This window comes from Micromonospora sp. NPDC020750 (assembly GCF_044334565.1).
Taxonomy (GTDB): domain Bacteria; phylum Actinomycetota; class Actinomycetes; order Mycobacteriales; family Micromonosporaceae; genus Micromonospora.
Genome location: NZ_JBIRTH010000001.1, coordinates 50,926 through 72,051, shown reverse-complemented (window position 1 = coordinate 72,051; position 21,126 = coordinate 50,926). Strand labels below are relative to the sequence as shown.

Here is a 21,126-nt window from a genome sequence, read left to right as displayed (position 1 = left end):
CGGGACTCAGCGATGCTTCGCGTACGCGACGAACGCCGACCAGCTCGCCGGGGCGAACACCAGCGCCGGCCCCCACCGATCCTTGCTGTCCCGCACCCCGACCGCCCCGGGGAGGTTGTCGGCCACCTCGACGCAGTTGCCCTGGTTGCCGCTGCTACGGGTGCTCTTGCGCCAGACCGCGCCAGTCAGGTCCATACCTCCGCCGCCTCCGAGATCGCCGTTAGCGTGGCCCCGTGCGGCAGCGCCTCCGCCCGCACGGACTCCCACACCTGCCGCAGCGAGTGTATGTCCGCCGTGCGCTCCACGATGGTGCCCTGCAACTGGTTGTCCAGGTAGCCGACGTCGTCGCTGTCGGGCGGGGTGGCGAGCACGAACGCGCCGTTGAGCCCCGGGTACGCGCCGACGCCGCGCGGCACCAGGTGCAGGTGCACCCGGGGCCGGCAGCCCACCTCGACCAGGTGCCGCAACTGCTCCCGCATCACGTCGGGGCCGCCGACCGGGCGCTCCAGCACGGTGTAGTCGAGCACCGCCACGAGCTGCGGCGGGGCGGGCCGGTCGAGCACTGCCTGCCGGGCCAGCCGAGCGGCGAGGGGCTGCTCGATCGCGTCGCCGACGAGCTGGGCCGCCCCCTCGTACAGCGCGCGGGCGTACCCCTCGGTCTGGAGCAGGCCCGGCACCACCAGCGGCTCGAAGCTGCGCAGCGCGGTCGCCTCCTGCTCGATGGTCACCCACTCGCGGAACCACGGCATCAGGCTCTCCCGCACCAGCGTCTCCCGGATCCGGAGCAGCAGCCCGTCGGCCCGCAGCGCCTCGTCGCAGCGCTGGGTGAACTCCTCCCGGGGCGGGCGGCGGCACTGCTCGACCGCCGCCACCAGCGACGCCGAGTAGTTCACCCGCTCGCCGAGGGCCTCCTGCGACAGGCCCGCGCCGGACCGCAGGCGGCGCAGCTCCCCGGCGAACAGTTCCAACATGGGCATCCGGTTCATCTGCACACCTCTGCACACGTGCGCCGGCCGATTCGGACGGCCGGGCTGGTGGGGGCGGAACGGCTTCCGACAGTAGCCCCGCTGTCAGCACACTGTCACGCAGCGGAGCCGCTGCCGCTTCCACCCCCGGGAACGCGGCGCGACCGCACGGGCCCGTCCCTCCACTCCCCCTGGCGGGGCGGGCCCCCTCCCGCCGATGAAGGAGACCCACGTGATCAGCCACCAGCTCCCGCAGCCCGGCGACGGGCCGAAGGCGGACCGCCCCCGGGCGTACCCGCCGCACGCCCGACCCCACACGCCGCTGCGCCCCCTGTGGTGCTGCCGCGCCTGCGGGCAGCCCTGGCCGTGTGCGGAGGCCCGGCTGCTGCTCAAGGTGGACTACGCCGACAACCAGATCGGCCTGTCGATCTACCTGAGCGGGTTGTACTACGAGGCGGTCCGGGACCTGTACCGGCTCAACCCGGACGACGGACCCGCCCCGGGCGAGTTGTTCGCCCGGTTCGTGGCCTGGGGGCCGTATCGCCGACCGGCCGTGGGCCCCGCCGACGACGGACGCGGCCCTGGCCGCCCCACCGGGCACGGGTGATGGATCTGACTGTCGCTTTTCGGGCAACTGCCCGGGCGAAAAGTTCGAACGCCGCGCAGGTACGGTCCTGGCTGTGTCCGACACTCCACAGCGTTCGATCGCCGGCCGATACCGGCTTGTCAGGCCCCTCGGGCAGGGCGGCATGGGACGGGTCTGGCTGGCCCGCGACGAGACGCTACGCCGGGATGTGGCGATCAAGGAACTGCTGCCGCCACCGGGCCTGACGGACGACGAGCGGCGGGAGATGCGCGAGCGGTCCATGCGCGAGGCGCGGGCGATCGCGCGGCTGGACCAGAGCAATGTGGTACGGATCTTCGACGTGCTGCATGCCGACGGCGAGCCCTGGATCGTGATGGAGTTCGTCCCTTCCCGGTCGCTGCACGCGGTGCTGGCCGAGAGCGGCCCGCTGACGCCGGCCCAGGTGGCGCGGATCGGCCTGGCCCTGCTCGCCGCGCTGCGCGCCGCCCACCGGGCCGGACTGCTGCACCGGGATGTCAAGCCGGCGAACGTGCTGCTCGCCGATGACGGCCGGGTGGTGCTGACCGACTTCGGGCTGGCCACCGCACCTGACGACCCGAGCATGACCCGAACCGGGATCGTGCTCGGTTCGCCCTCGTACCTTCCGCCGGAGCGGCTCACCGACGGCGTGATCGGCCCTGCGGCCGACCTGTGGTCGCTCGGCGCAACGCTCTACGCCGCCGTGGAGGGGAGACCGCCGTACGCGCGGTCGTCGGCGGTCGCGACGGTGGCCGCCATCGCGACCGATCCGCCGACGCCACCCCAGCGCGCGGGCGCGCTGACCCCGGCTCTCGAAGGGCTGCTGCGCAAGGACCCGAGCCGGCGGATCGACGCCGAGGAAGCCGAACGGCTCCTGCGTCAGGCGGTACCCGAGGGACCGTCCCTGGCACCAGCGCAGGCGGCGGCGAGCCTGACACCGACGGGCACGACACCGGCGGGCACGGCACCGACGAGCACGACACCGACGAGCACGACGGCGAGGACGGCGACGCAGGACGAGTCGACCCCGAAGCCGTCCGTCACCACGGCCCCGCCGGACAGGCCGGCCCAGACACCGACCGCCACCACGACCACCGCCGCCACGAGGCGAAATCGCTGGCTGATCGCCGCCGTCGCGGCCGTGGCCCTGGTCGGCGTCATCGCGGTTCAACCGCTCATCAGCAACGCCCTGGCCGACGACGCCAAGCACGACCCGGTGCTCGGCACGTCGGCTTCACCGACCCACGCGCCGATGGCCGGATGGCACTACTACACCCAGGATCCCGGCTTCTCGGTACCGGTCCCGGACGGCTGGCAGCAGCTCCGCGACGGCACGCGCGTCGAGTTCCACGATCTGAACAGCCGTCGCGTGCTGGCCATCGACGCTCTCGGCGCGCCGAAGGCCGATCTCCTGGCGGACGCCCGGGACGCAGAGGCGGCGGACCGCAAGACCGGAAGGTATCCGGACTACAAACCGGTTCACCTCCACAAGGTGAACTACCGGGCGCGGGCGGTGGACCGCGAATGGACCTACGCCGACGCCGGCGGGATGCGGATGCACGTCCTCAGCCGCACCTTCGTCGCCGAGAACGGCCAGGCGTACACGATCGAATGGACCACACCGGACAATGCGTGGGCGGCCGGTCAGGATGCTCTCGCACTGATCCTGGGGAGCTTCCGCGCGCAGCACGCACAGGCGTCACCGGGCGGAGCATCGACGTCTGCCAGGCCGAGCAGGAGCGTTTCGCCCTCTCCTCGCGTCAGCGTCACCCCGCCCAGGTCACCGAGGCCCGCCAAGAGCAGCACCTCGGCAAAGCCCCGGTTCACCAACCGACCCATCATCAACAACGGCAGCGGCACGTGCATCGACGTACCGGACAGCTCCCCGACCACAACTGCCAAAATCCAGACATGGGAATGCCACGGCGCCGCCGGGGAGCAATTCACCCTCGCCGCAGACCGCACGCTTCGGGTGGTGGGCAAGTGCCTTGAGATCTCGGACACCAGCAACGGCCCACACCTACGGATCGCCACCTGCACGGGCAGCGCGAGGCAGCGTTTCGACCTGAACAGCGCGGGCGACCTGGTCAGCCTCGGCACGGTCCCGGCCAAATGCGTCGACGTGCCCGGCGGCGACCCCGCCAACGGTGTCTGGCTCAACATCTGGGACTGCAACGGCAGCGAGAATCAGAAGTGGCACGTCGGCTAGGTCAGGCCATGTGTCGAAGTCGGCCCGCCCCGGTTCGGCTCGGCGCTGTCGACTCGGTGTGGGGTTCGTTCGTACGGACCCAGACCATGCCAGGGCCCGCCCGCGCAGGGAGTAAGCCCGAACGCCCGGAGCGGGCCTGCCCCGACGTGATCGTCTGCTGATTATGGAGAACTCGCCCCGGCGTGTCGTCTCGAAAGTCAGCAGACGATCACGGTGCGACGCCCACAGCACCCCGAAGGGTGGAAGCTCTCGCTAGAAGAGGTGGCCGATGGTGCGGATGATCTCGGCGTAGAAGTTGCCCTCGATGCTGCGGAACAGGGCGAACCCCTCACCGGGGCTGCCGAAGAACGGACGCAGCGTCCAGGCGAGCTGAGTGCCGACGAAGCCAAAGAGCAGGATCCACACGTACAGCAGGGTCATGCTCGCCGGGCGCTCGGCAGCCGGTCGGCGGACCGGCGGCTCGGGCCAGTGGCGGTACTGCGCCGGCGGATACCCGGCGGGAAGCAGCCCCGGCCCGGGGTGACCGGGCACAACGGCCCCGGGCATGACGGCCCCGGGCACGACAGCCCCGGGCACGACGGCCACCGGGGCGGGGGCCGCGACCGCCAGGGCGGGCGCGGGCTGGACGGCGGCCTCGTCGGCGGTTCCGTTGACGCCGAGCGTGGCCGGTGCGGGAGCCAGGGCCGACGTGGTGCCGACCGCGACCGGGGCGGGAGCCGGGGCCGCAACGGCGGGAGGCGCGACCGGGGCGGGAGCCGGGGCCGCAACGGCGGGAGCCGAGGCCGGAGTGAGCAGGCCGTGGGCGTTGAGCACCTGCATGCCACCGGTCAGGAAGCGCAGCCCGACCACCGCGCTCAGCGTCAGGATGGCGACGTTGAGCAGCTTGAAGAAGCCGTAGTCGGGCGCGGTGATCAGGAAGAAGAGGCTGATCGGCGCGAACGCCACGGCCAGCATAGAGGTGACGGTGACCGCCACCATCACCAGCGCCAGCGACTGTCGCACCGACAGTCGGGCCCCGAAGACCAGGTTGAACAGGTAGAGCGTGGGCAGGCAGATGGCGAGCGTGACCAGGAACAGCAGCGGCAGCTTGACCGCCGAGGTCAGCGCCATCAGCACGCTGTGGAACGCGCCGAGCACCGCGCCGTAGCAGGCGAGGGCGATGCCGGAGCTGGCCAGCATCCGCATGGTGAGGCCGTTGAGATCGCGGTCGGCCACGATCTGCTGCCAGATGCCCTGCCGGTCGCGCAGGATGCGCTCGATGACGAGCGGGCTGGGACGGTCAGCCGACACTGGCGGACCCCTTTCTCACACCGTGCACTGTGGACGAGGTCCGCTGACCGTAGGGCACCGACCTACCCACCCGCCACCCCGCCCGGCGATCAGCGCCAGCCCACGTCGATCCGGTCGCCGCGCTCGTCGAAGAAGTGCAGCGCGTCCAGGCGCACCGAGACGGCCAGCGGATGACCGGCGGAGACCCCCGGGTACGGCGCGAGCCGGACCCCCAGCTCCGCCGGGCGGCGGTGGTGCCGGCCCTGGTCGCTGAGCACGCTGGCCCGGTTGCCCCGGCCGGTCTCGTCGGGAGTCGGTGCCGGCTCAGCACCCCGGCCGGTGAGCCGCTGTATGACCTGCCCGAACCGGCGTCGGCCGCGCTGGCCGCCGTCGGTGTCCTCGGCCCGGCTGCCCATCTCGTCCACCACGATGGCGGTGGCACCGATGTCGAGGAAGGCCAGCGACTCGTGACCGTGGTGCTCCAGGTAGCGGATCCGGCCCCGGAGCACGTCGCCCGGGGCGTCCGGGGCGACCGGGGTGAGCGCCTCGGCCCGCATCCCGACGACGATCCGCTCGCCGTGGTAGTGCGCGACGGCCCGGCTGCGGATGTCGGTCCAGGGCAGGTAGAGCGACTGCTCGCCGATCTTCAGCGCGACGTACCGGTCGAGGTGGACGTAGACGGACGCCTCCAGCAGGTTCATCCGGGGGCTGCCGAGGAACGCGGCCACGTAGAGGGTGGCCGGGCGGCCGTACACCTGGGTGGGGGTGCCTACGTCCTGGAGCACGCCCTTGCGCATAATTGCCACCCGGTCGGCCATGGTCAGGGCCTCGGCCTGGTCGTGGGTGACGTAGATGGTGCTGACGCCCAGCTCGCGGGTCAGGCCGGAGATCTCCGCCCGCAGCTCCGCCCGTAGCCCGCTGTCAAGGTTGGACAGCGGCTCGTCCATCAGGAAGAGCCCTGGCCGGCGGACGATGGCCCGGCCCATCGCGACCCGCTGGCGCTGCCCGCCGGAGAGCTGGCTGGGCTTGCGGCCCAGCACGTCGCCGATGCCCAGCGCGCTGGCCACGTCGGCGACCCGCTCGTCGCGCGGCGAGGCATCGACCCCGGCCAGCCGCAGCGGGAAGGCGATGTTGTCCCCCACCGTCATGTGCGGGTAGAGGGCGAAGTCCTGGAACACCATGGCGATCTTCCGGTCCCGGGGCTGCAGGTCGTTCGCCAGCTCACCGTCGAGCAGGACCGCTCCGGAGCTCGGATCCTCCAGCCCGGCCACCATCCGCAGCACGGTGGACTTCCCGCACCCGGACGGCCCGAGCAGGACCATGAACTCACCGTCGTTCACGTCCAGGTTGATCTTGTCGACGGCGACTGTCCCGTCCGGGAAAACCTTGGTCACATCCTTGAGCGCGACGGTTGTCACCGTCTCCTCCCCCAGCTCGTCGGCCGTACCCGAATGAATGTGACCAGGATCATCGAGTCCGCACATCGGGTAAACGTGCCATGTTCGGCTCGTGACAGGCCTATTACGGTCCAGCAGGGTTCAGCCCGGTTCGCCGAGGAAAGCCCGGCGGACGACCCGCTCGGCGGCGTGGCCGTCGTCCAGGGCGCAGAACCGGGCCCGGAACCGCTTCCGGGCCGCGGTCGCGGCGGGGGCGTCGACCGCGCCGGAGCGGAACAGGTCGAGCAGACCGGGGAAGCTGCTGGTCACGGCACCGGGCGGCTCGGCGAGCAGGTCCAGGTAGACGCCCCGGGCCAGCCGGTACGCCGTCCAGTCCGGCGCGTACACGACGATCGGCCGGTCCAGCACGGCGTAGTCGAACATCGCCGACGAGTAGTCGGTGACCAGCACGTCGGCGGCGAGGTAGAGGTCCTCGACCCGGTCGTGGTCGCTGACGTCCCGGATCCGGGCGCCACCCGGGCCGAGGACCGGACCCGACGGCCGGCGGTCCCGATCGTGGAAGTAGTGGCTGCGGATCAGCAGCCGGCCGGCCGGGCCGAGCGTGTCGAGCAGCACGTCCGGGTCGAAGGGTGGGCGGTACCCGGGCAGGTGCTCGCGGTGGGTCGGGGCGTAGAGCACCACCCGGTCGCCGGGGGCGAGGCCGAGCCGGGAACGTACCTCGCGCACCTCGGCGGGGGTGGCGGTGGCCAGCCGGTCGTTGCGCGGGTACCCGACCTCCAGCGTGGTGTACGCGGCCGGGTACGCCCGCTCCCACATCTGGGTGGAGAAACTGTTCGCGGAAACGCTGTAGTCCCATCGGTCCACCCGGCGAAGCAGCTTCGCGAAGTCCATCCCCACCGCGCCGGCCGGGTAGCGCTGCTGGTCCAGCCCCATCACCTTGACCGGGGTGCCGTGGTGGGTCTGCACGTGCACCGAGCCCGGCCGCTTGCGCACGAAGTCGGGGAAATTCACGTTGTTGACCAGCCAGGTGGCCCGGGCCAGCACCCGGTGGTACTCGCGGCTGCCGGCCACCACGAACTCCACCCCGGCCGGGAGGGAACTGACCCGGTCCCGCCGGATCACCCACACCCCGCGGACCTGCGGTGCCAGCCGGCGGGCCGCCTCGTAGATCGCCGCCGGGTTGCAGGCGTACCCGCGGTACCAGTACGCCGCGTAGACGGCCAGCGTCGGGTCGAGCGGGCGGCGCAGCTCGGCCCGGTAGTACTGGCGCAGCAGCGCGTCGCGGCCCAGTCGGGCGGCCCGCCGGGCCACCGGCCTCGCCCGGCGGACCTGCTGCCGGGCGGCGTCCCGGGTGTGGTTGGCCGCCCGCAGGGCGCTGAACGTCCGCCACCGGCCGGCGGCGGCCAGCCGGTGCTTGAGCCCTTCCACCCCCTCCGGCAACGGATGGCCCCCGGGCGGTCGGAAGCGGGCGTGGTCGGCGGTGATCTGGGCGAAGAAGGCGGGCCGCAGCTCGGGAGCGATCCGCTCGCCGTTGCCGAGCACGGTCAGGTAGTGCCAGATCATCCGCTCGAAGACCGCCGGGCGCAGGTCGTCGACGGCCGGCGCCCACCGGTCCATCAGCCGGAACACCCGGTGCCACTGGACGAACACCTCGAAGTGCCGGTCCCCCCGGGTCCGGGTGATCGCGCCGGCCCGGCGCTGCCGGTAGTTGACGCAGACCCGGTCCAGCACCCCGATCCGCTGGGCGGCCATCAGCACCGGGAAGCTGAACGGCACGTCCTCGTACCAGCCGGGCTCGAAGCGCAGCCCGAGGTCGACCAGGAACTCCCGGCGGACCAGCCGGTTCCACGCGGTGTGCAGCAGCCGCAGCGTCTCCGGCCGCTCACGCAGCCGGAAGGTGGCCGGTCCGAGCGGCTCGGGGAAGACGTCCCGCATCGCGCTGCGGGTCGGCCGCTCGTCCCACCGCACCCGGACATGGTCGACGACGAGCACGTCCGGGCGGGTGGCCCGGAGCCGGGCGGCCACCTCAGCCAGGCAGTCCGGGGCCAGCCAGTCGTCGCCGTCGACGAACCACACGTACTCGCCGCCAGCCAGGTCCAGCCCGGCGTTGCGGGCCGGACCCAGGCCGACGTTCTCGGTCAGCCGGACGGCGCGGACCCGGTGGTCCCGGGCCGCGTAGTCGGCCAGGATGTCGCCGCTGCCGTCCGGCGAGTGGTCGTCGACGCCGATCACCTCGACGTCGTCGAACGGCTGGCCGAGAATCGAGTCGAGGCACTCGCTCAGGTACGCCTGCACCCGGTAGGCCGGTACGACGAAGCTGATCAGCGCCATCGACCGGCCCCCCACGTCAGCCCGGCTGGCGAACGCCTCTACGCGCCGGGGCGCCCGCGGCCCGCCGGGCGCGGGCGGGCAGGACGACCCAGGCCAGGACCACGCTCCCGACGAAAACCATGAACAGGTACGTACCGAGTGTAGCCATCACAACAGCCGCGAATCCGACGATCGCCGCGATGGCCAGCAGCACCGAGCGCCCCTCCCAGCCCAGCGTCCACGGGTGCAGCGGCGGGGCCGCCTGCCGCTTCTCCAACCGGGCCGTGAGGTCGTAGTGGTGCAGGGTCAACACGAAGACGTACCCGAAGACGACCCACGCCGGCACCCCGGCGACCACGCCGACCGCGACGGCGAACAGGTACTCGCCGGCCCGCAGCGCGGCCGGGACCAACCAGTCCAGCGGGCCGTTGTGCGCCGCCCCGGCGCCCAGGCCGGCGACCAGCAGCACCAGCAGGGCCGCCGGCACCGCCCAACGCAGGCCGGCCGGGTCGCCGTCCCCACCCGCCCGCAGCAGGCCCGCGACGAGCAGCGCCGCCGGGCCGAGGGCGCCGATCACCGCCAGCGTCAGCGGGCCCACCGGGCGCAGCGCCGGGAACCGGGCCGCGAGCGGGCCGTCGTCGCGGTGCAGGGTGGCGTCGACCGTGTCCAGCACCGGCACCCGCATCCAGCGGGCCCGCAGGGTACGCAGCGCACCCGTGTACGCGAACGCCAGCACCCCCCAGGTCAGCACCGCGACCAGGCTGACCAGCGGGTCGAACAGCGCGACGGTCAGCGCGATCAGCGCCCACCGCTCCCCGATCGGGAAAACCACCGTCCGCTTCAGCCAGTAGGACAGCGACCCTGTGTCGGCCTGCACCCGCGTCGACGCGGCGTTCAGTTTGTCGCCGATCCCGCCGCCGCCCGCGGCGGCGGTCCTCGGCCGGCGGGCCGCCTCGTCGTGCAGCACCCCGTACCAGGTGTCGGTCATGTGCCGGACGGTCTGCAACGTCATCGCGGCGATGGCCAGCGCCCAGCCGTACCGGTAGCCGGCGGCCGTCGCCCCGTAGCCGAGGCCGGCGTAGACCACGTACTCCTTGGCCCGGTCGGCCATGGTGTCCAGCCAGCCGCCCCACGCGCTGAAGTGCCGGGTGTAGCGGGCGAGCTGCCCGTCCACGCAGTCCAGCATGAAGCCGAGGTAGAGCAGCACCGCGCCGGTGACCAGCGCGGGCCGGCCGCCGACGCCGAACAGCACCGCCGCGGCGACCGCGAACAGCACGGAGATCGCGGTGACCCCGGTCGGGGTCAGCTTGAGCCACGCCGACGCCTTCGTGACGTACGGGGACCAGGTGCTGACGAAGTACGTGGTGAAGAAGTCGTCCTTCTCCTTCACCGACAGCCGCAGCTCGGCCTTGTCCTCGTCGACCGCCCCGAGGGCCGCCTCGGCGGTGGCCAGCCCCGCCGGGTCGGCGACCCGGTGGGCGACGAGCAGGCGTACCCGGTGGGCGAAGGTCAGCGTGCCGAGCGCGGTGAGGCCGGCGAACAACCGGTCCACCTCGGGCCCGGCCGGGTCGGGCCCGAGGGCTGTGCCGGCCGGCGACCCGCCCGCGGCGGCGGCCCGGGCGGCGGCGGCCAGGGCCGGCAGGTCGTCCACCCCCACCCGCAGCGCCCCGCCGAACACCCCGGTCGCACCGCCTTCGAGCTGACCGTCGACGCCGGCGGCGACCACCTGGCCGCGCTCCTCGCGCACCACGGCCCGGCCGGGGGCCGGCGGGTCGGTGAGCACCAGGGCCACCGTCGGCCCGACCGGGCTGGTGGCCAGGTGCCGCAGTACGGCGGTGTGCGCCACCAGGTCCGCCCCGCTGACGATCACCGGCCCGGTCGCGGCGTCGGCGAGGGCGGCCAGCTCGGCCAGGTCGGCGGCGTGCCGCACCTGACTCGCCCCGGCCCGGCGCCACTGGTCGGCCAGCCGGTCGGCGAGCGTCGCCCCGGCGCGTGTCGGCAGGCCCGCGGCCGGCGAACCGGCGGCGAGCACGATCGCGAGCGTCACCGCGGAACCGCGGTGTGGTACGCGTCCAGCGCCTCGGCGATCGTCCCGTCGACGGTCAGCCGCCCGGCGTCGAGGTACAGCCCTCGACGGCAGAACCGGGTCAGATCCTTTTCGTTGTGTGACACCAGCACCAGTGTGCGTCCCTCCCCCAGCAATCGGTCGATCGTCGCATAGCACTTCTCGCGGAACTCCGCGTCCCCGACCGCGGTCACCTCGTCCATGAGCAGGATCGGGTGCGGCAGGTGCGAGATGATGGCGAAACCGAGCCGTACCTTCATCCCCGAGGAGTAGTGCCGCACCGCCGCGTCGATGGCCCGTTCCACCTGCTCACCGGCGAAGGAGACGATTTCGTCGAAGTGTTCGCGCAGGTAGCCCGACGACAGCCCGTGCAGCCCGCCGACGAGGTACAGGTTCTCCCGCCCCGTCAGGTCGTTGGAGAAGCCTGCGGACAGCTCCAGCAGCGGCGCCACGTCGCCACGGACCCGGATCCGTCCCTCGTCGGGGATCAGCACCCCGGCGATCAGCCGCAACAGGGTGCTCTTGCCGGTGCCGTTACGGCCGACCACCCCGACCGTCTCGCCGGCCGCGACGGAGAACGAGACGTCTTGCAGCGGCCAGAACCGGCCGGCGTCGGCCGACCGGTCACCCGGTCGGATGAAGAACTCCCGCAGCCGCAGCTGCCGCCGCCGGTTGCGGACGAACCGGATGCCGAGGCCGTCCGCCTCGATGATCGGTTCCGTCATCACAGCTCCCTGAGCGCCGTCGTCACAGCCGCCACCACAGCTCCCTGAGCGCCGTCATCACAGCTCCTTGAGCACGGCGGGTTCGAGCCGGCGGAACGCCCACCAGCCGGCCACCAGCACCAGCAGGCTCGCCACGATCGTGGTGGTCAGCAGCCGGGCGTCGGGGAACTGGTCCGGGTACCAGACCGCGTGGTGGAGCTGGAAGATGCCGACCAGCGGGTTCAGCTCGTACCCGGTCTTCACCCAGCCGGGCATGGTGGACTCCCGGACCAGGCTGAGCGGGTAGATGATCGGGGTGGCGTAGAACAACAGCCGGATCAGCAGCCGCATGAACCGCTCGATGTCGCGCATCAACACGTTGAGCGCCGACAGCAGCAGCGCCAGCCCGACCAGCAGCACCGCCTGTACGGCGACGGCGAGCGGCAGGGCGAGCACCGACCAGCCGGGGTGCACCTCGCCGCGCGCCACGTAGACGCCGGCGATGGCGACCAGGATCGGCAGGCCGGCGGCGTACTCGGCGAACCGGCCGGTGATCCGGCTGATCGGGAAGACCTGGCGCGGCACGTTCAGCGTGGTGATCAGCCGGGCCTGCCCGGTCAGCGCGTTGGTCGCCTCGCTCAGCGCCGAACTGGTCCACATCCAGGCGAAGATGCCGGTGATCAGGAACAGCGGGTACGACGCGGCGGCCTGCCCGAGGTGCCGGCTGGTGTCGCCGGAGTAGAGCACCCCGAAGACGAACCAGTAGATCGCCCCCATGCCGAGCGGCTCGATCAGCGACCAGAGGTACCCGAGCACCGACTGCTGGTACTTCACCGCCAGGTCGCGTCGGACGAGAATGCGCAGCGAGTTCCGGTGCGCCCACAGCGCCCCGACGCCAGACGTCACCCCGCCTCCTCGCCGGATCAGCACTCGATCACGTTGACGGCCAGGCCGCCCCGCGCCGTCTCCTTGTACTTGACCTTCATGTCGGCGCCGGTCTCACGCATCGTCTTGATCACCTTGTCCAGCGAGACGTGGTGCACCCCGTCGCCGCGCAACGCCAGCCGGGCGGCAGTGATCGCCTTGATGCTAGCCACCGCGTTCCGCTCGATGCAGGGGATCTGCACCAGGCCACCGACCGGGTCGCAGGTGAGCCCGAGATTGTGTTCCATGCCGATCTCGGCCGCGTTCTCCACCTGCTCGGGGGTGCCGCCGAGGGCCTCGGCGAGCCCGGCGGCGGCCATCGAGCAGGCCGAGCCGACCTCGCCCTGGCAGCCCACCTCGGCACCGGAGATCGAGGCGTTCTCCTTGAACAGCACGCCGATCGCCCCGGCCGCCAGCAGGAACCGGACCACGCCCTCGTCGGACGCCCCCGGCACGAACCGGGTGTAGTAGTGCAGCACCGCCGGGATGATCCCCGCAGCGCCGTTGGTCGGGGCGGTGACCACCCGACCGCCGGCCGCGTTCTCCTCGTTGACCGCGAGCGCGAACAGGGTCACCCAGTCCATCACCCGCAGCGGGTCGGTGGTCCCGGTGTCCGCCTCCAGGCTGCGCCGCAGCTCCGCCGCGCGCCGCCGCACCTTCAGCCCACCCGGGAGTACGCCGTCGCGCTCGCAGCCCTGCTCGACGCACTCCCGCATCACCCGCCAGATCTCCAGCAGCCCGTCACGCACCTCGCCCTCGGTGCGCCGGGACAGCTCGTTGGCGAGCATCACCTCGCTGATCGACAGCCCGTTGCCGGCGCTGACCCGCAGCAGCTCGGCCCCGGTCAGGAACGGGTACCGGACCCGGGTGGTGTCGGGGACGATCCGGTCCGCCCCGGCCGCCTCCTCGTCGACCACGAACCCGCCGCCGACCGAGTAGTACGTCCGCTCCCGCAGCTGCGCCCCCGCGGCGTCGTACGCGACGAAGGTCATCCCGTTCGGGTGGTACGGCAGCGACCGACGCCGGTGCAGCACCAGGTCCCGGTCCGGGTCGAAGTCGATCTCCTGGACGCCGAGCAGGCCCAGCCGCCGCTCGGCCCGGATCCGCGCCACCCGGGGCCCGACGGTGTCGGTGTCGACCGCCTCCGGCGCCTCGCCCTCCAGCCCGAGCAGCACCGCCCGGTCGCTGCCGTGGCCGTGGCCGGTGGCGCCGAGCGAGCCGAACAGCTCGGCCCGCACCCGGGCCGTCGCGGAGAGCAGCCCGTCGGCCTTGAGCCCGGCGACGAACGTCCGGGCGGCCCGCATCGGGCCCACGGTGTGCGAGCTGGACGGGCCGATGCCCACGCTGAATAGGTCGAAAACGCTGATCATGTGCACTTCCTCGCCGTCGACCCCGCAGTGCGGGCCCGGCCCGGTCGCGGCCTCCCCCGGTCGGGTCGGCCGTCCCACCGCCGTCCGGGTGTGGACGGCCCAACCTGCCAGCCTACCCGCCCAGGTCACCCCCCTCCAGTCCCCGCACACCGCCCCCACCGCAGGGTCAAGATCCACGCCTAATTCACGGAAAGAGTGGTCTCCGCACCCCCGCGAGGCCACTCTTTCCCTGAATTAGCGCGATCCGGCGCGGCGCGGGGCGGCGCGGGGCAGCGCGGCGCGGGGCAGCGCGGCGCGGCGCGGGGCGGGGGAGGCGCGGGGCGGGGAGGCGTCACGGCGGGGGTGCCCGGGTAAGCACCTACGGGACAGGGGTCGCGGGATCCCCCTCGGGACGGAGGGCGGGGCGGTCGTCCGTTCCTACCGTGGAACACAGGAGCGGCGGGTACGCCGCAGAGTGGGAGTACGACGATGAGTCGCAAACTGGTCCGGCCCCGCGAGGGGCGCATGCTCGCCGGGGTTTGCGTCGGCCTGGCCCGCCGGTTCAACACCTCCGCCAACATGATCCGGCTGCTGTTCCTGCTGTCGCTGCTGCTACCCGGCACCCAGGTGATCGTCTACCTGGTGCTGTGGGTGCTCATGCCGAACGAGGACCGCTACGCCGCCGCCCGCCACTGACCCGCCACCCACCACACGCGCAAGCGCCCGCCCCGGCAGTCCGGGGCGGGCGCTTCGTCGCTGGCGGGAGGACGTCAGGGTGCGGTGTAGGTGACGGTCACCTTCTCGTACCCGAGGGAGCGGAGCAGGCCCTCCAACATCTTGCGGGTGTTCTCCTCGGCGCGGGCGGTCAGCCCGCTGTCCCGGGCGGCGGCGGTAATCCGGTCCTCGGCCAGCTTGTACACCTGCTGCTGGCGGTTCGGGTCGCCCTTGACCAAATCGTTGAGCCGGTTGAGCAGCCCTCGCTGCTGCGCGACGACGTAGCTCTTCTCCATGTCCAGGTTGGTCTGGGCGAGCTGCGGCGCGGGAAGCTTGACCTCGACGGACTTCCCGTCGGCCGACACGACGATCGCCCCCTCGGCGATCTTGCCGAAGTCGACGTACGCCTCGACGCTGCCCGCCCCCACGAAGAGGGTGCGCTCGTTGAGCAGGAACTCCGGGACGTTGTTCCGGTCGTTCTGCAGGTCGACCACGACCTGGAAGTTGCCCTCGGCCGCGACGTAGCGGCTGAGATCCTGGATCGACTTCAGCAGCGGTGGCTGGCTGCGGTCGGTCTGCTCCTTGCTGAACGGGTTGCGGAAGTCCGGAAAGACCCCGGCCACCTGCGTGCCGAGCAGCACCACCACGGCCAGCGCCGCGGCGCCGAGCACCACGAGCAGCCCCCGGGCGGGCCCGGAGGGGCCCCGCGGGGCGGGCCGGTCGACCTGACCGTCGGGCTCACCGTCAGGGGACATCGCGCTCACCATCCTCGATCGGACACATCGTCTTCCGATGACGGTACGGCCCTCGTGCGACACCCGCTCGGCGAGAACCCGGTCTACGCGTGTCGCACTCTGGACGGTCCCCTCCGCGCCGCGCCGGGACTGGGTCGTCGTGCCAGGTCACCAGCGTGACGCCTTCGAGCTGATGTCGTAAACGGAGCTGATGTCGTAAACGGATCAGTGTCGGCTGGCGCCACCGCGGCGGTGACGGAGGCCCGACAGCGATCCTCAGTTGGCCTGGCCGGAGAGCACCAGCACCCGGGCGTGGATCTGGTTGCGCTGCTGGAGGGCGGCGCGCAGCGCGCGGTGCAGCCCGTCCTCCAGGTACAGCCCGCCGTTCCACTGCACGACGTGCGGGAACAGGTCGCCGTAGAAGGTGGAGTCCTCGGCGAGGAGCTTGTCCAGCGCCAGCTCGCGCTTGGTGGTGATCAGCTGGTCCAGCCTCAGCGGGCGCGGTGGGATCTCCGCCCACTGCTTGAGCGTCAGGTTGTGGTCCGGGTAGGGACTCCCGTCCCGGACCGCTCTGAAGATCACGACGGTGCGCTCCCCTCCCCCTGACCGGGCCGACCCGCCGCGTCGGGTCGCATCGCGGTGTGGCGCCGCGCGTCGCGGCACCGATGACCGTGCCAGCGTAGCCGCCCGTGCCACACCGCGTTTTACTCCCTCATGTCGCATTCACTACTGCGGCGCCCCGGACCCGGCCGCCCGGACCGGGTCCCGCGCCGCCGGTCGCGGTCGGTTCCGGCGGACCGGTCAGCTCCAGCGGCCCCGGTGAACCACCTCGTCGACCGGGCGACGCCCTCGGCTCAGCGACGGCGACCGGTGGTCCGGCGCCCGGTAGCCGACGGTCAGCGCGCCGATCGGCTGGTACTGCTCCGGCACCCCGAACGCCTGCCGGTACGCGACTGTGCGCTGGGGCGGGATGCCGAAGAAGCACGCGCCCAGCCCCTCGTCCACCGCGGTGAGCAGCATCAGCAGGGCGGCGAAGCCCGTGTCGACGTGCCAGTACGGCACCGGCCAGCGCTCCGTCGAGCGGTCCGCCCAGCCCTTGTCCGGCTCGGCGTACCGCTCCAGGTACGCCGACCGGTTGGCATGCGGCACGACGATCAGCGGTGCCCGCCGCATCCCGGCCAGCCACCGCTCCCGCCCACCGTCGTTCGGGGTGGTTGCCGCCCAGAACCGCTCCCGGTCCTCCGGCGCCTCCAACACCAGGAATCCCCAGCCCTGGGCGAACCCGGCGGACGGGGCCCGGACCGCGTGGTCGAGCAGCCGCTCGACCACCTCGGGCGGGACCGGGCGGTCCGGGTCGTAGTTGCGCACCATCCGGCGCCGCCGGACGACCTCGGCGAACTCCATGTCGCTCCCTCGCGCCGGCCGGTCAGGCCCCGGGACGGATGCCCCAGGCGCCCCGCCAGGTGTCCCCCGGCTCCAGCGTGATCACGTCCTTGCCCGAGCGGAACGCGTCCGGCGGGCAGGTCATCGGCTCGACGGCCACCGAGCGCCGGTGCCGCTCCCCGCCGAGGGTGTCCCCGGTGAAGACCTGCCACCAGCCGAACTCCCGGTCCGCCCAGATCCGCACCGCGACGGCGTCGTCCGGGGCGGCCAGGGTCACCGAGGAGCCGCCGTCGGCGGCCCGGACCACCTCGCCGAAGGCCGCGTCGAGCACCGCGTCGCCGATCCTGCGCGGGCTGGTGTAGTCGTACTCGGTGCCGGCGACCGGGGTCGCCCCGACCGGCAGCAGCCGCCCGTCCAGCATCACCCGGGTCCGCCCGGGCACCTGGAGCGAGATGTCGTCGACCGCCACCCCGGGCAGCCGCAGGTACGGGTGCGTCGAGAAGCCGAAGGGGCAGGGCCCGTCGCCGACGTTGGTCACCTCGTGCTCGACGAGCAGGCCGTCCGGGCCCACGGCGTACCGGTTGCGCAGCCGCAGGCCCCACGGGTAGCCGGGGTGCGGCGGCAGGTCGTAGCCGACCGTCACCGCGTCATCGGCCTGCTCGACCAGGTGCCACCGCGCCCAGTTGACCAGGCCGTGGATGGCGTTGTTCCGGGTCGGCTCGGTCAGCGTGAGCTGCAACGACCGCCCCCCGAAGGAGTACTGCCCGTCGCGGATCCGGTTGGGCCACGGGGCCAGCACCTGCCCGGCCCCGCCGGGGCAGATCTCGTCGAGGTCGTACCCGTCGAGGTAGTCGGCCCCGTCGTGCCGGTATGTCCGTAGACCGCCGCCCACCTCCACGATGACGGCCTCGTGGCCGGCGGCGGAAATGGTCCACTGCGCACCTGACGGCGGGGGGGTCGCGGCGTTCTGCATGCCGGTGACCTTAGCCGTTGGCTCCATGCGTACGCGGTGTGGCGGCCCGGTAGCGGATCAGGGCCGGGAAGACCGCCACCAGCAGCACCGCCAGCACCGCCGCGACCAGGCCGCCGCCGACCCAGGCGACGCCGGTGCCGAACCCGGCTGCCGTCGCCCCCGCGCGCAGGTCGCCGAGGCGGGGCCCGCCCGCGACGACCACCGTGTTCACGCCCTGGAGCCGGCCGCGCATCCGGTCGGGCGCGTGCACCAGCAGCATCGTCTGCCGCAGCACGGCGCTGATCAGGTCGGCCGCGCCGGCCAGAGCGAGCAGCCCGACCACCAGCCAGAGCTGGCGGGCCAGCCCGGCGGCGGCGATGGCCACCCCCCAGCCGACCACGGCGAGGACCAGCGCCAGCCCCTGCCGGCGGAGCCGGCCGATCCAGCCGGAGGTGAGCCCGCCGAGCATCGACCCGATGGCGATCGCGCTGTAGAGCCAGCCGACCGCAACACCGCCGCCGAACCGTTCCTGGGCCACCTGGGGGAAGAGCGCCCGGGGCATCGCCAGCACCATCGCGATCAGGTCGATGACGAAGGAGAGCAGCAGCACGGGGGTCGCGGCCAGGTAGCGGAAGCCGTCCACGATGCTCCTCAGCCCCGCCCGGCGGGGCGCGGCGGTGCCGTCCGGGTCGGGCTCGGGGCGCAGCGCCGGCAGCCGGAAGGTGGCCCACAGCGAGACGGTGAAGAGCAGGGCGTCCACCGCGTACGCCACCGGCAGGCCGAGGCCCGTGCCCCAGCCGGCGAAGATCAGGCCGGCGGCCAACGGCCCGAACACCGAGGTGACGGTGTGGGTGGTGTAGTTGAGCGTGCTCGCCGCGGCCACCAGCTCCGTCGACACCAGGCGGGGCAGAATCGCGCTGCGGGTCGGCGAGGTGACCGCGAACGCGGTGGACTGCACCGCCACCAGGGTCAGCAGCAGCGCCGGGCTGCCCACCCGCAGCAGGGCCTGGACCAGCAGCGCGAGCGTCGACGCCCAGAGCAGCGCCCCGCCGGCGAGCAGCACCCGGCGGCGGTCCAGGACGTCGGCGACCGCCCCGCCCCACAGCCCGAAGACCAGCAGCGGCAGGAACCCGGCGACGCCGAGCAGGCCGACCCAGAACGAGCCGCCGGTCAACGCGTACATCTCCACCGGCACCGCGACCGCGGTGAACTGGAAGCCGAACATGGCCACGGCGCTGCCGAGCCACACCCGCCGGTACGCGGGCACGCCGAGCGGGCGCAGGTCGATCGCCCAGCGGCGCTCCCCGCGCGGCCGGGCCTCCTTGACGGCGGTCACGGGGCCAGCCGCTCCACCACCCAGCCTCCGTCGTCGGCCGTCCCCGGGGCGGGCCCGGTGCGGCGGAACCGCAGCCGGTCGTGCAGCCGGCTGGCCCGGCCCTGCCAGAACTCCACCGTCTCCGGGCGCACCCGCAGCCCGCCCCAGTTCGGCGGGGCGGGGATCGGCTCCACCTCGGCGAAGCGCTCGGCCGCCGCCCGGTAGCCGGCGTCCAGCGCGGCCCGGTCCGGGATCACCCGGGACTGTGCGCTGGCCCAGGCGCCGAGTTGGGAGCCGCGCGGCCGGCCGGCGTAGTACGCCTCGGTGTCGGCCCGGTCCACCGGCTCGATCCGCCCGGCCACCACCACCTGCCGCTGCATCGCGAACCACGGGAAGACCAGGCTGGCGTACGGGTTGGCCAGCGCCTCGACGCCCTTGCGGGAGCCGTGGTTGGTGAACAGGACGAAGCCCGCCGCGTCGTACCGCTTGAGCAGGACGGTGCGTCCGCTGGGGCGGCCCTGGGCGTCGGCGGTGCCGAACACCATGGCGTTCGGCTCGGGCAGCCGGGCGGCCACCACGTCGGCGAACCAGCGGGCGAACTGGGTGTGCCAGTCGGCCGCCAGGTCCGCCTCGGAAAGGCCCAGGTCGGCGGCGTACTCGTTACGCATCCCCGCCGGTCCGGGTGTGTCACCCGTCACAGTAAGTCTCCCTCTCGTCGGACCGCCCGCATCCGCACCGCTGGCCAGCCCGCACCCCCCAGTCTCACCGAGGCCCGTCGGACATCCGCCGGCGGGGATGAGGCGTGCAGCACAGTCGCACTGGGTCGCGCAGTCGGTTACCCAGCAGGCAAGATGTCACGAACACGTCCCTGAGGATCGCCTGAGGCGCTCGACCGGCCGGGCCGGATGAGCCCGGGGCGGGCGCATCGAGCAGATCCAGGAGAGAGCGACATGGCCGACTTCAAACCCGGGCTGGAGGGCGTCGTAGCCTTCGAGACCCAGATCGCCGAGCCGGACAGGGCGGGGGGCGCGCTGCGCTACCGCGGCGTCGACATCGAGGACCTGATCGGTCAGCTCTCCTTCGGCAGCGTCTGGGCGCTGCTGGTCGACGGGCGCTTCGGGCCGGGGCTGCCGCCGGCCGAGCCGTTCCCGGTGCCGGTGCACTCCGGCGACATCCGGGTCGACGTGCAGTCCGCCGTCGCCATGCTCGCCCCGTACTGGGGGCTCGACCAGCTGCTGGACATCTCCGACGAGCAGGCCCGCGAGGACCTGGCCCGGGTCTCGGTGACCGCGCTCTCCTTCGTCGCCCAGTCCGCCCGCGGCCTGGGCCTGCCGGCCGTGCCGCAGAAGGAGATCGACAAGGCCGAGACGATCGTCGAGCGCTTCATGAAGCGCTGGCGCGGCGAGCCCGACCCGCGGCACGTCAAGGCCGTGGACGCGTACTTCATCTCGGCCGCCGAGCACGGCCTGAACGCCTCCACGTTCACCGCCCGGATCGTCGCCTCCACCGGCGCGGACGCCGCGGCCTGCATCTCCTCCGGCATCGGCGCCCTCTCCGGCCCGCTGCACGGCGGCGCCCCCTCCCGGGTGCTCACCATGCTGGAGGCCGTCGAGCGCAGCGGGGACGCCGAGGGGTACGTCAAGGGCGTCCTGGACCGGGGCGAGCGGCTGATGGGCTTCGGCCACCGGGTCTACCGGGCCGAGGACCCGCGCGCCCGGGTGCTCCGCCGCACCGCCAAGCAGTTGGGCGCGCCGCGCTTCGAGATCGCCGAGGCGCTGGAGAAGGCCGCCCTGGCCGAGCTTCAGGCCCGCCGGCCGGACCGGGTGCTCGCCACCAACGTCGAGTTCTGGTCGGCCGTGGTGCTGGACTTCGCCGAGGTGCCGGCGCACATGTTCACCTCGATGTTCACCTGCGCCCGGATGGGCGGCTGGAGCGCGCACATCCTGGAGCAGAAGAAGCTCCAGCGGCTGGTCCGCCCGTCGGCCACCTATGTCGGCCCGGGCCCCCGCAAGCCGCAGGAGGTCGAGGGCTGGGACGCCATTCCGCACGGCGTCTGAGCCGGGCGTCCTCCCGACGAAGTCACCACCTGGGTACGCGACGCCCGTCCATCCCGTCAGCGCCAACGCGAAGGGGTCCCGCCGATCGGCGGGGCCCCTTCGCGTTACCGGGAGGGCTGCCCAGCCGCGCGGCCGGCGGGTGTGTCACACGCCTCACCGCCGGGTGTCCGGGTCG

Annotated in this window: 19 protein-coding genes; 4 read left to right on the top strand and 15 right to left on the bottom strand. The window is 73.0% G+C overall.

Annotated elements, in window-relative coordinates; genetic code table 11:
* Positions 1-6: 6 nt before the first annotated feature.
* Together ACH4T9_RS00370 and ACH4T9_RS00365 are read right to left on the bottom strand one after the other, a co-directional pair.
* Positions 7-195: a DUF397 domain-containing protein gene (locus ACH4T9_RS00370; protein ID WP_396669061.1), complete on the bottom strand. Its 189-nt coding sequence runs from the start codon at positions 193-195 to the stop codon at positions 7-9.
* On the bottom strand, positions 186-986 hold the full coding sequence (locus tag ACH4T9_RS00365) for a Scr1 family TA system antitoxin-like transcriptional regulator (RefSeq protein ID WP_396669060.1): 801 nt from the start codon (positions 984-986) through the stop codon (positions 186-188). The genes ACH4T9_RS00370 and ACH4T9_RS00365 overlap by 10 nt, the downstream gene beginning before the upstream one ends.
* Before the next feature lie 196 nt (positions 987-1,182).
* Here ACH4T9_RS00365 and ACH4T9_RS00360 point away from each other — a divergent pair, with 196 nt between their 5' ends.
* The gene (locus ACH4T9_RS00360; RefSeq protein ID WP_396669059.1) at positions 1,183-1,572 is read left to right on the top strand and encodes a hypothetical protein; all 390 of its coding nucleotides are present in this window, start codon (positions 1,183-1,185) and stop codon (positions 1,570-1,572) included.
* 73 nt (positions 1,573-1,645) lie between these two features.
* Complete coding sequence (locus ACH4T9_RS00355) at positions 1,646-3,778, top strand: protein kinase (RefSeq protein ID WP_396669058.1); 2,133 nt, start codon at positions 1,646-1,648, stop codon at positions 3,776-3,778.
* A 252-nt stretch (positions 3,779-4,030) separates the two neighbouring features.
* On the opposite strand, the gene ACH4T9_RS00350 is transcribed toward ACH4T9_RS00355, so the two are convergent.
* From ACH4T9_RS00350 to ACH4T9_RS00320, 7 genes are all read right to left on the bottom strand, one after another.
* A complete protein-coding gene (locus tag ACH4T9_RS00350) occupies positions 4,031-5,068 on the bottom strand; it encodes a hypothetical protein (protein ID WP_396669057.1) in 1,038 nt (345 codons plus the stop codon).
* An 89-nt stretch (positions 5,069-5,157) separates the two neighbouring features.
* Entirely contained in the window at positions 5,158-6,465 is a 1,308-nt protein-coding gene (locus ACH4T9_RS00345) for an ABC transporter ATP-binding protein (protein WP_396669056.1), read from the bottom strand.
* 120 nt (positions 6,466-6,585) lie between these two features.
* Entirely contained in the window at positions 6,586-8,775 is a 2,190-nt protein-coding gene (locus tag ACH4T9_RS00340; protein WP_396669055.1) for a CDP-glycerol glycerophosphotransferase family protein, read from the bottom strand.
* A 16-nt stretch (positions 8,776-8,791) separates the two neighbouring features.
* Positions 8,792-10,801: a DUF5941 domain-containing protein gene (locus ACH4T9_RS00335; protein ID WP_396669054.1), complete on the bottom strand. Its 2,010-nt coding sequence runs from the start codon at positions 10,799-10,801 to the stop codon at positions 8,792-8,794.
* A complete protein-coding gene (locus ACH4T9_RS00330; protein WP_396669053.1) occupies positions 10,798-11,544 on the bottom strand; it encodes an ABC transporter ATP-binding protein in 747 nt (248 codons plus the stop codon). Before ACH4T9_RS00330 ends, ACH4T9_RS00335 begins: the two co-directional genes overlap by 4 nt.
* Before the next feature lie 57 nt (positions 11,545-11,601).
* A complete protein-coding gene (locus ACH4T9_RS00325; protein ID WP_396669052.1) occupies positions 11,602-12,429 on the bottom strand; it encodes an ABC transporter permease in 828 nt (275 codons plus the stop codon).
* A gap of 17 nt (positions 12,430-12,446) precedes the next feature.
* Complete coding sequence (locus ACH4T9_RS00320) at positions 12,447-13,817, bottom strand: L-serine ammonia-lyase (RefSeq protein ID WP_396669051.1); 1,371 nt, start codon at positions 13,815-13,817, stop codon at positions 12,447-12,449.
* A gap of 468 nt (positions 13,818-14,285) precedes the next feature.
* On the opposite strand from ACH4T9_RS00320, the gene ACH4T9_RS00315 reads away from it, so the two are divergent.
* Complete coding sequence (locus ACH4T9_RS00315) at positions 14,286-14,492, top strand: PspC domain-containing protein (protein ID WP_350884137.1); 207 nt, start codon at positions 14,286-14,288, stop codon at positions 14,490-14,492.
* 74 nt (positions 14,493-14,566) lie between these two features.
* Here ACH4T9_RS00315 and ACH4T9_RS00310 read toward each other — a convergent pair whose 3' ends face one another.
* From ACH4T9_RS00310 to pdxH, 6 genes are all read right to left on the bottom strand, one after another.
* Positions 14,567-15,265: a DUF4230 domain-containing protein gene (locus ACH4T9_RS00310; protein WP_396669050.1), complete on the bottom strand. Its 699-nt coding sequence runs from the start codon at positions 15,263-15,265 to the stop codon at positions 14,567-14,569.
* Between the two features lie 255 nt (positions 15,266-15,520).
* A complete protein-coding gene (locus ACH4T9_RS00305) occupies positions 15,521-15,826 on the bottom strand; it encodes a type II toxin-antitoxin system VapB family antitoxin (protein ID WP_396669049.1) in 306 nt (101 codons plus the stop codon).
* 219 nt (positions 15,827-16,045) lie between these two features.
* A complete protein-coding gene (locus ACH4T9_RS00300; RefSeq protein WP_396669048.1) occupies positions 16,046-16,648 on the bottom strand; it encodes a nitroreductase family protein in 603 nt (200 codons plus the stop codon).
* A 22-nt stretch (positions 16,649-16,670) separates the two neighbouring features.
* Positions 16,671-17,600: an aldose 1-epimerase family protein gene (locus tag ACH4T9_RS00295; protein ID WP_396669047.1), complete on the bottom strand. Its 930-nt coding sequence runs from the start codon at positions 17,598-17,600 to the stop codon at positions 16,671-16,673.
* A 10-nt stretch (positions 17,601-17,610) separates the two neighbouring features.
* The gene (locus ACH4T9_RS00290; protein WP_396669046.1) at positions 17,611-18,915 is read right to left on the bottom strand and encodes an MFS transporter; all 1,305 of its coding nucleotides are present in this window, start codon (positions 18,913-18,915) and stop codon (positions 17,611-17,613) included.
* Complete coding sequence (gene pdxH, locus ACH4T9_RS00285; RefSeq protein WP_396669859.1) at positions 18,912-19,562, bottom strand: pyridoxamine 5'-phosphate oxidase; 651 nt, start codon at positions 19,560-19,562, stop codon at positions 18,912-18,914. The genes ACH4T9_RS00290 and pdxH overlap by 4 nt, the downstream gene beginning before the upstream one ends.
* A 282-nt stretch (positions 19,563-19,844) precedes the next feature.
* On the opposite strand from pdxH, the gene ACH4T9_RS00280 reads away from it, so the two are divergent.
* Positions 19,845-20,951, top strand: a complete 1,107-nt coding sequence (locus tag ACH4T9_RS00280) for a citrate synthase 2 (RefSeq protein WP_396669045.1) — start codon at positions 19,845-19,847, stop codon at positions 20,949-20,951.
* Positions 20,952-21,126 lie beyond the last annotated feature (175 nt).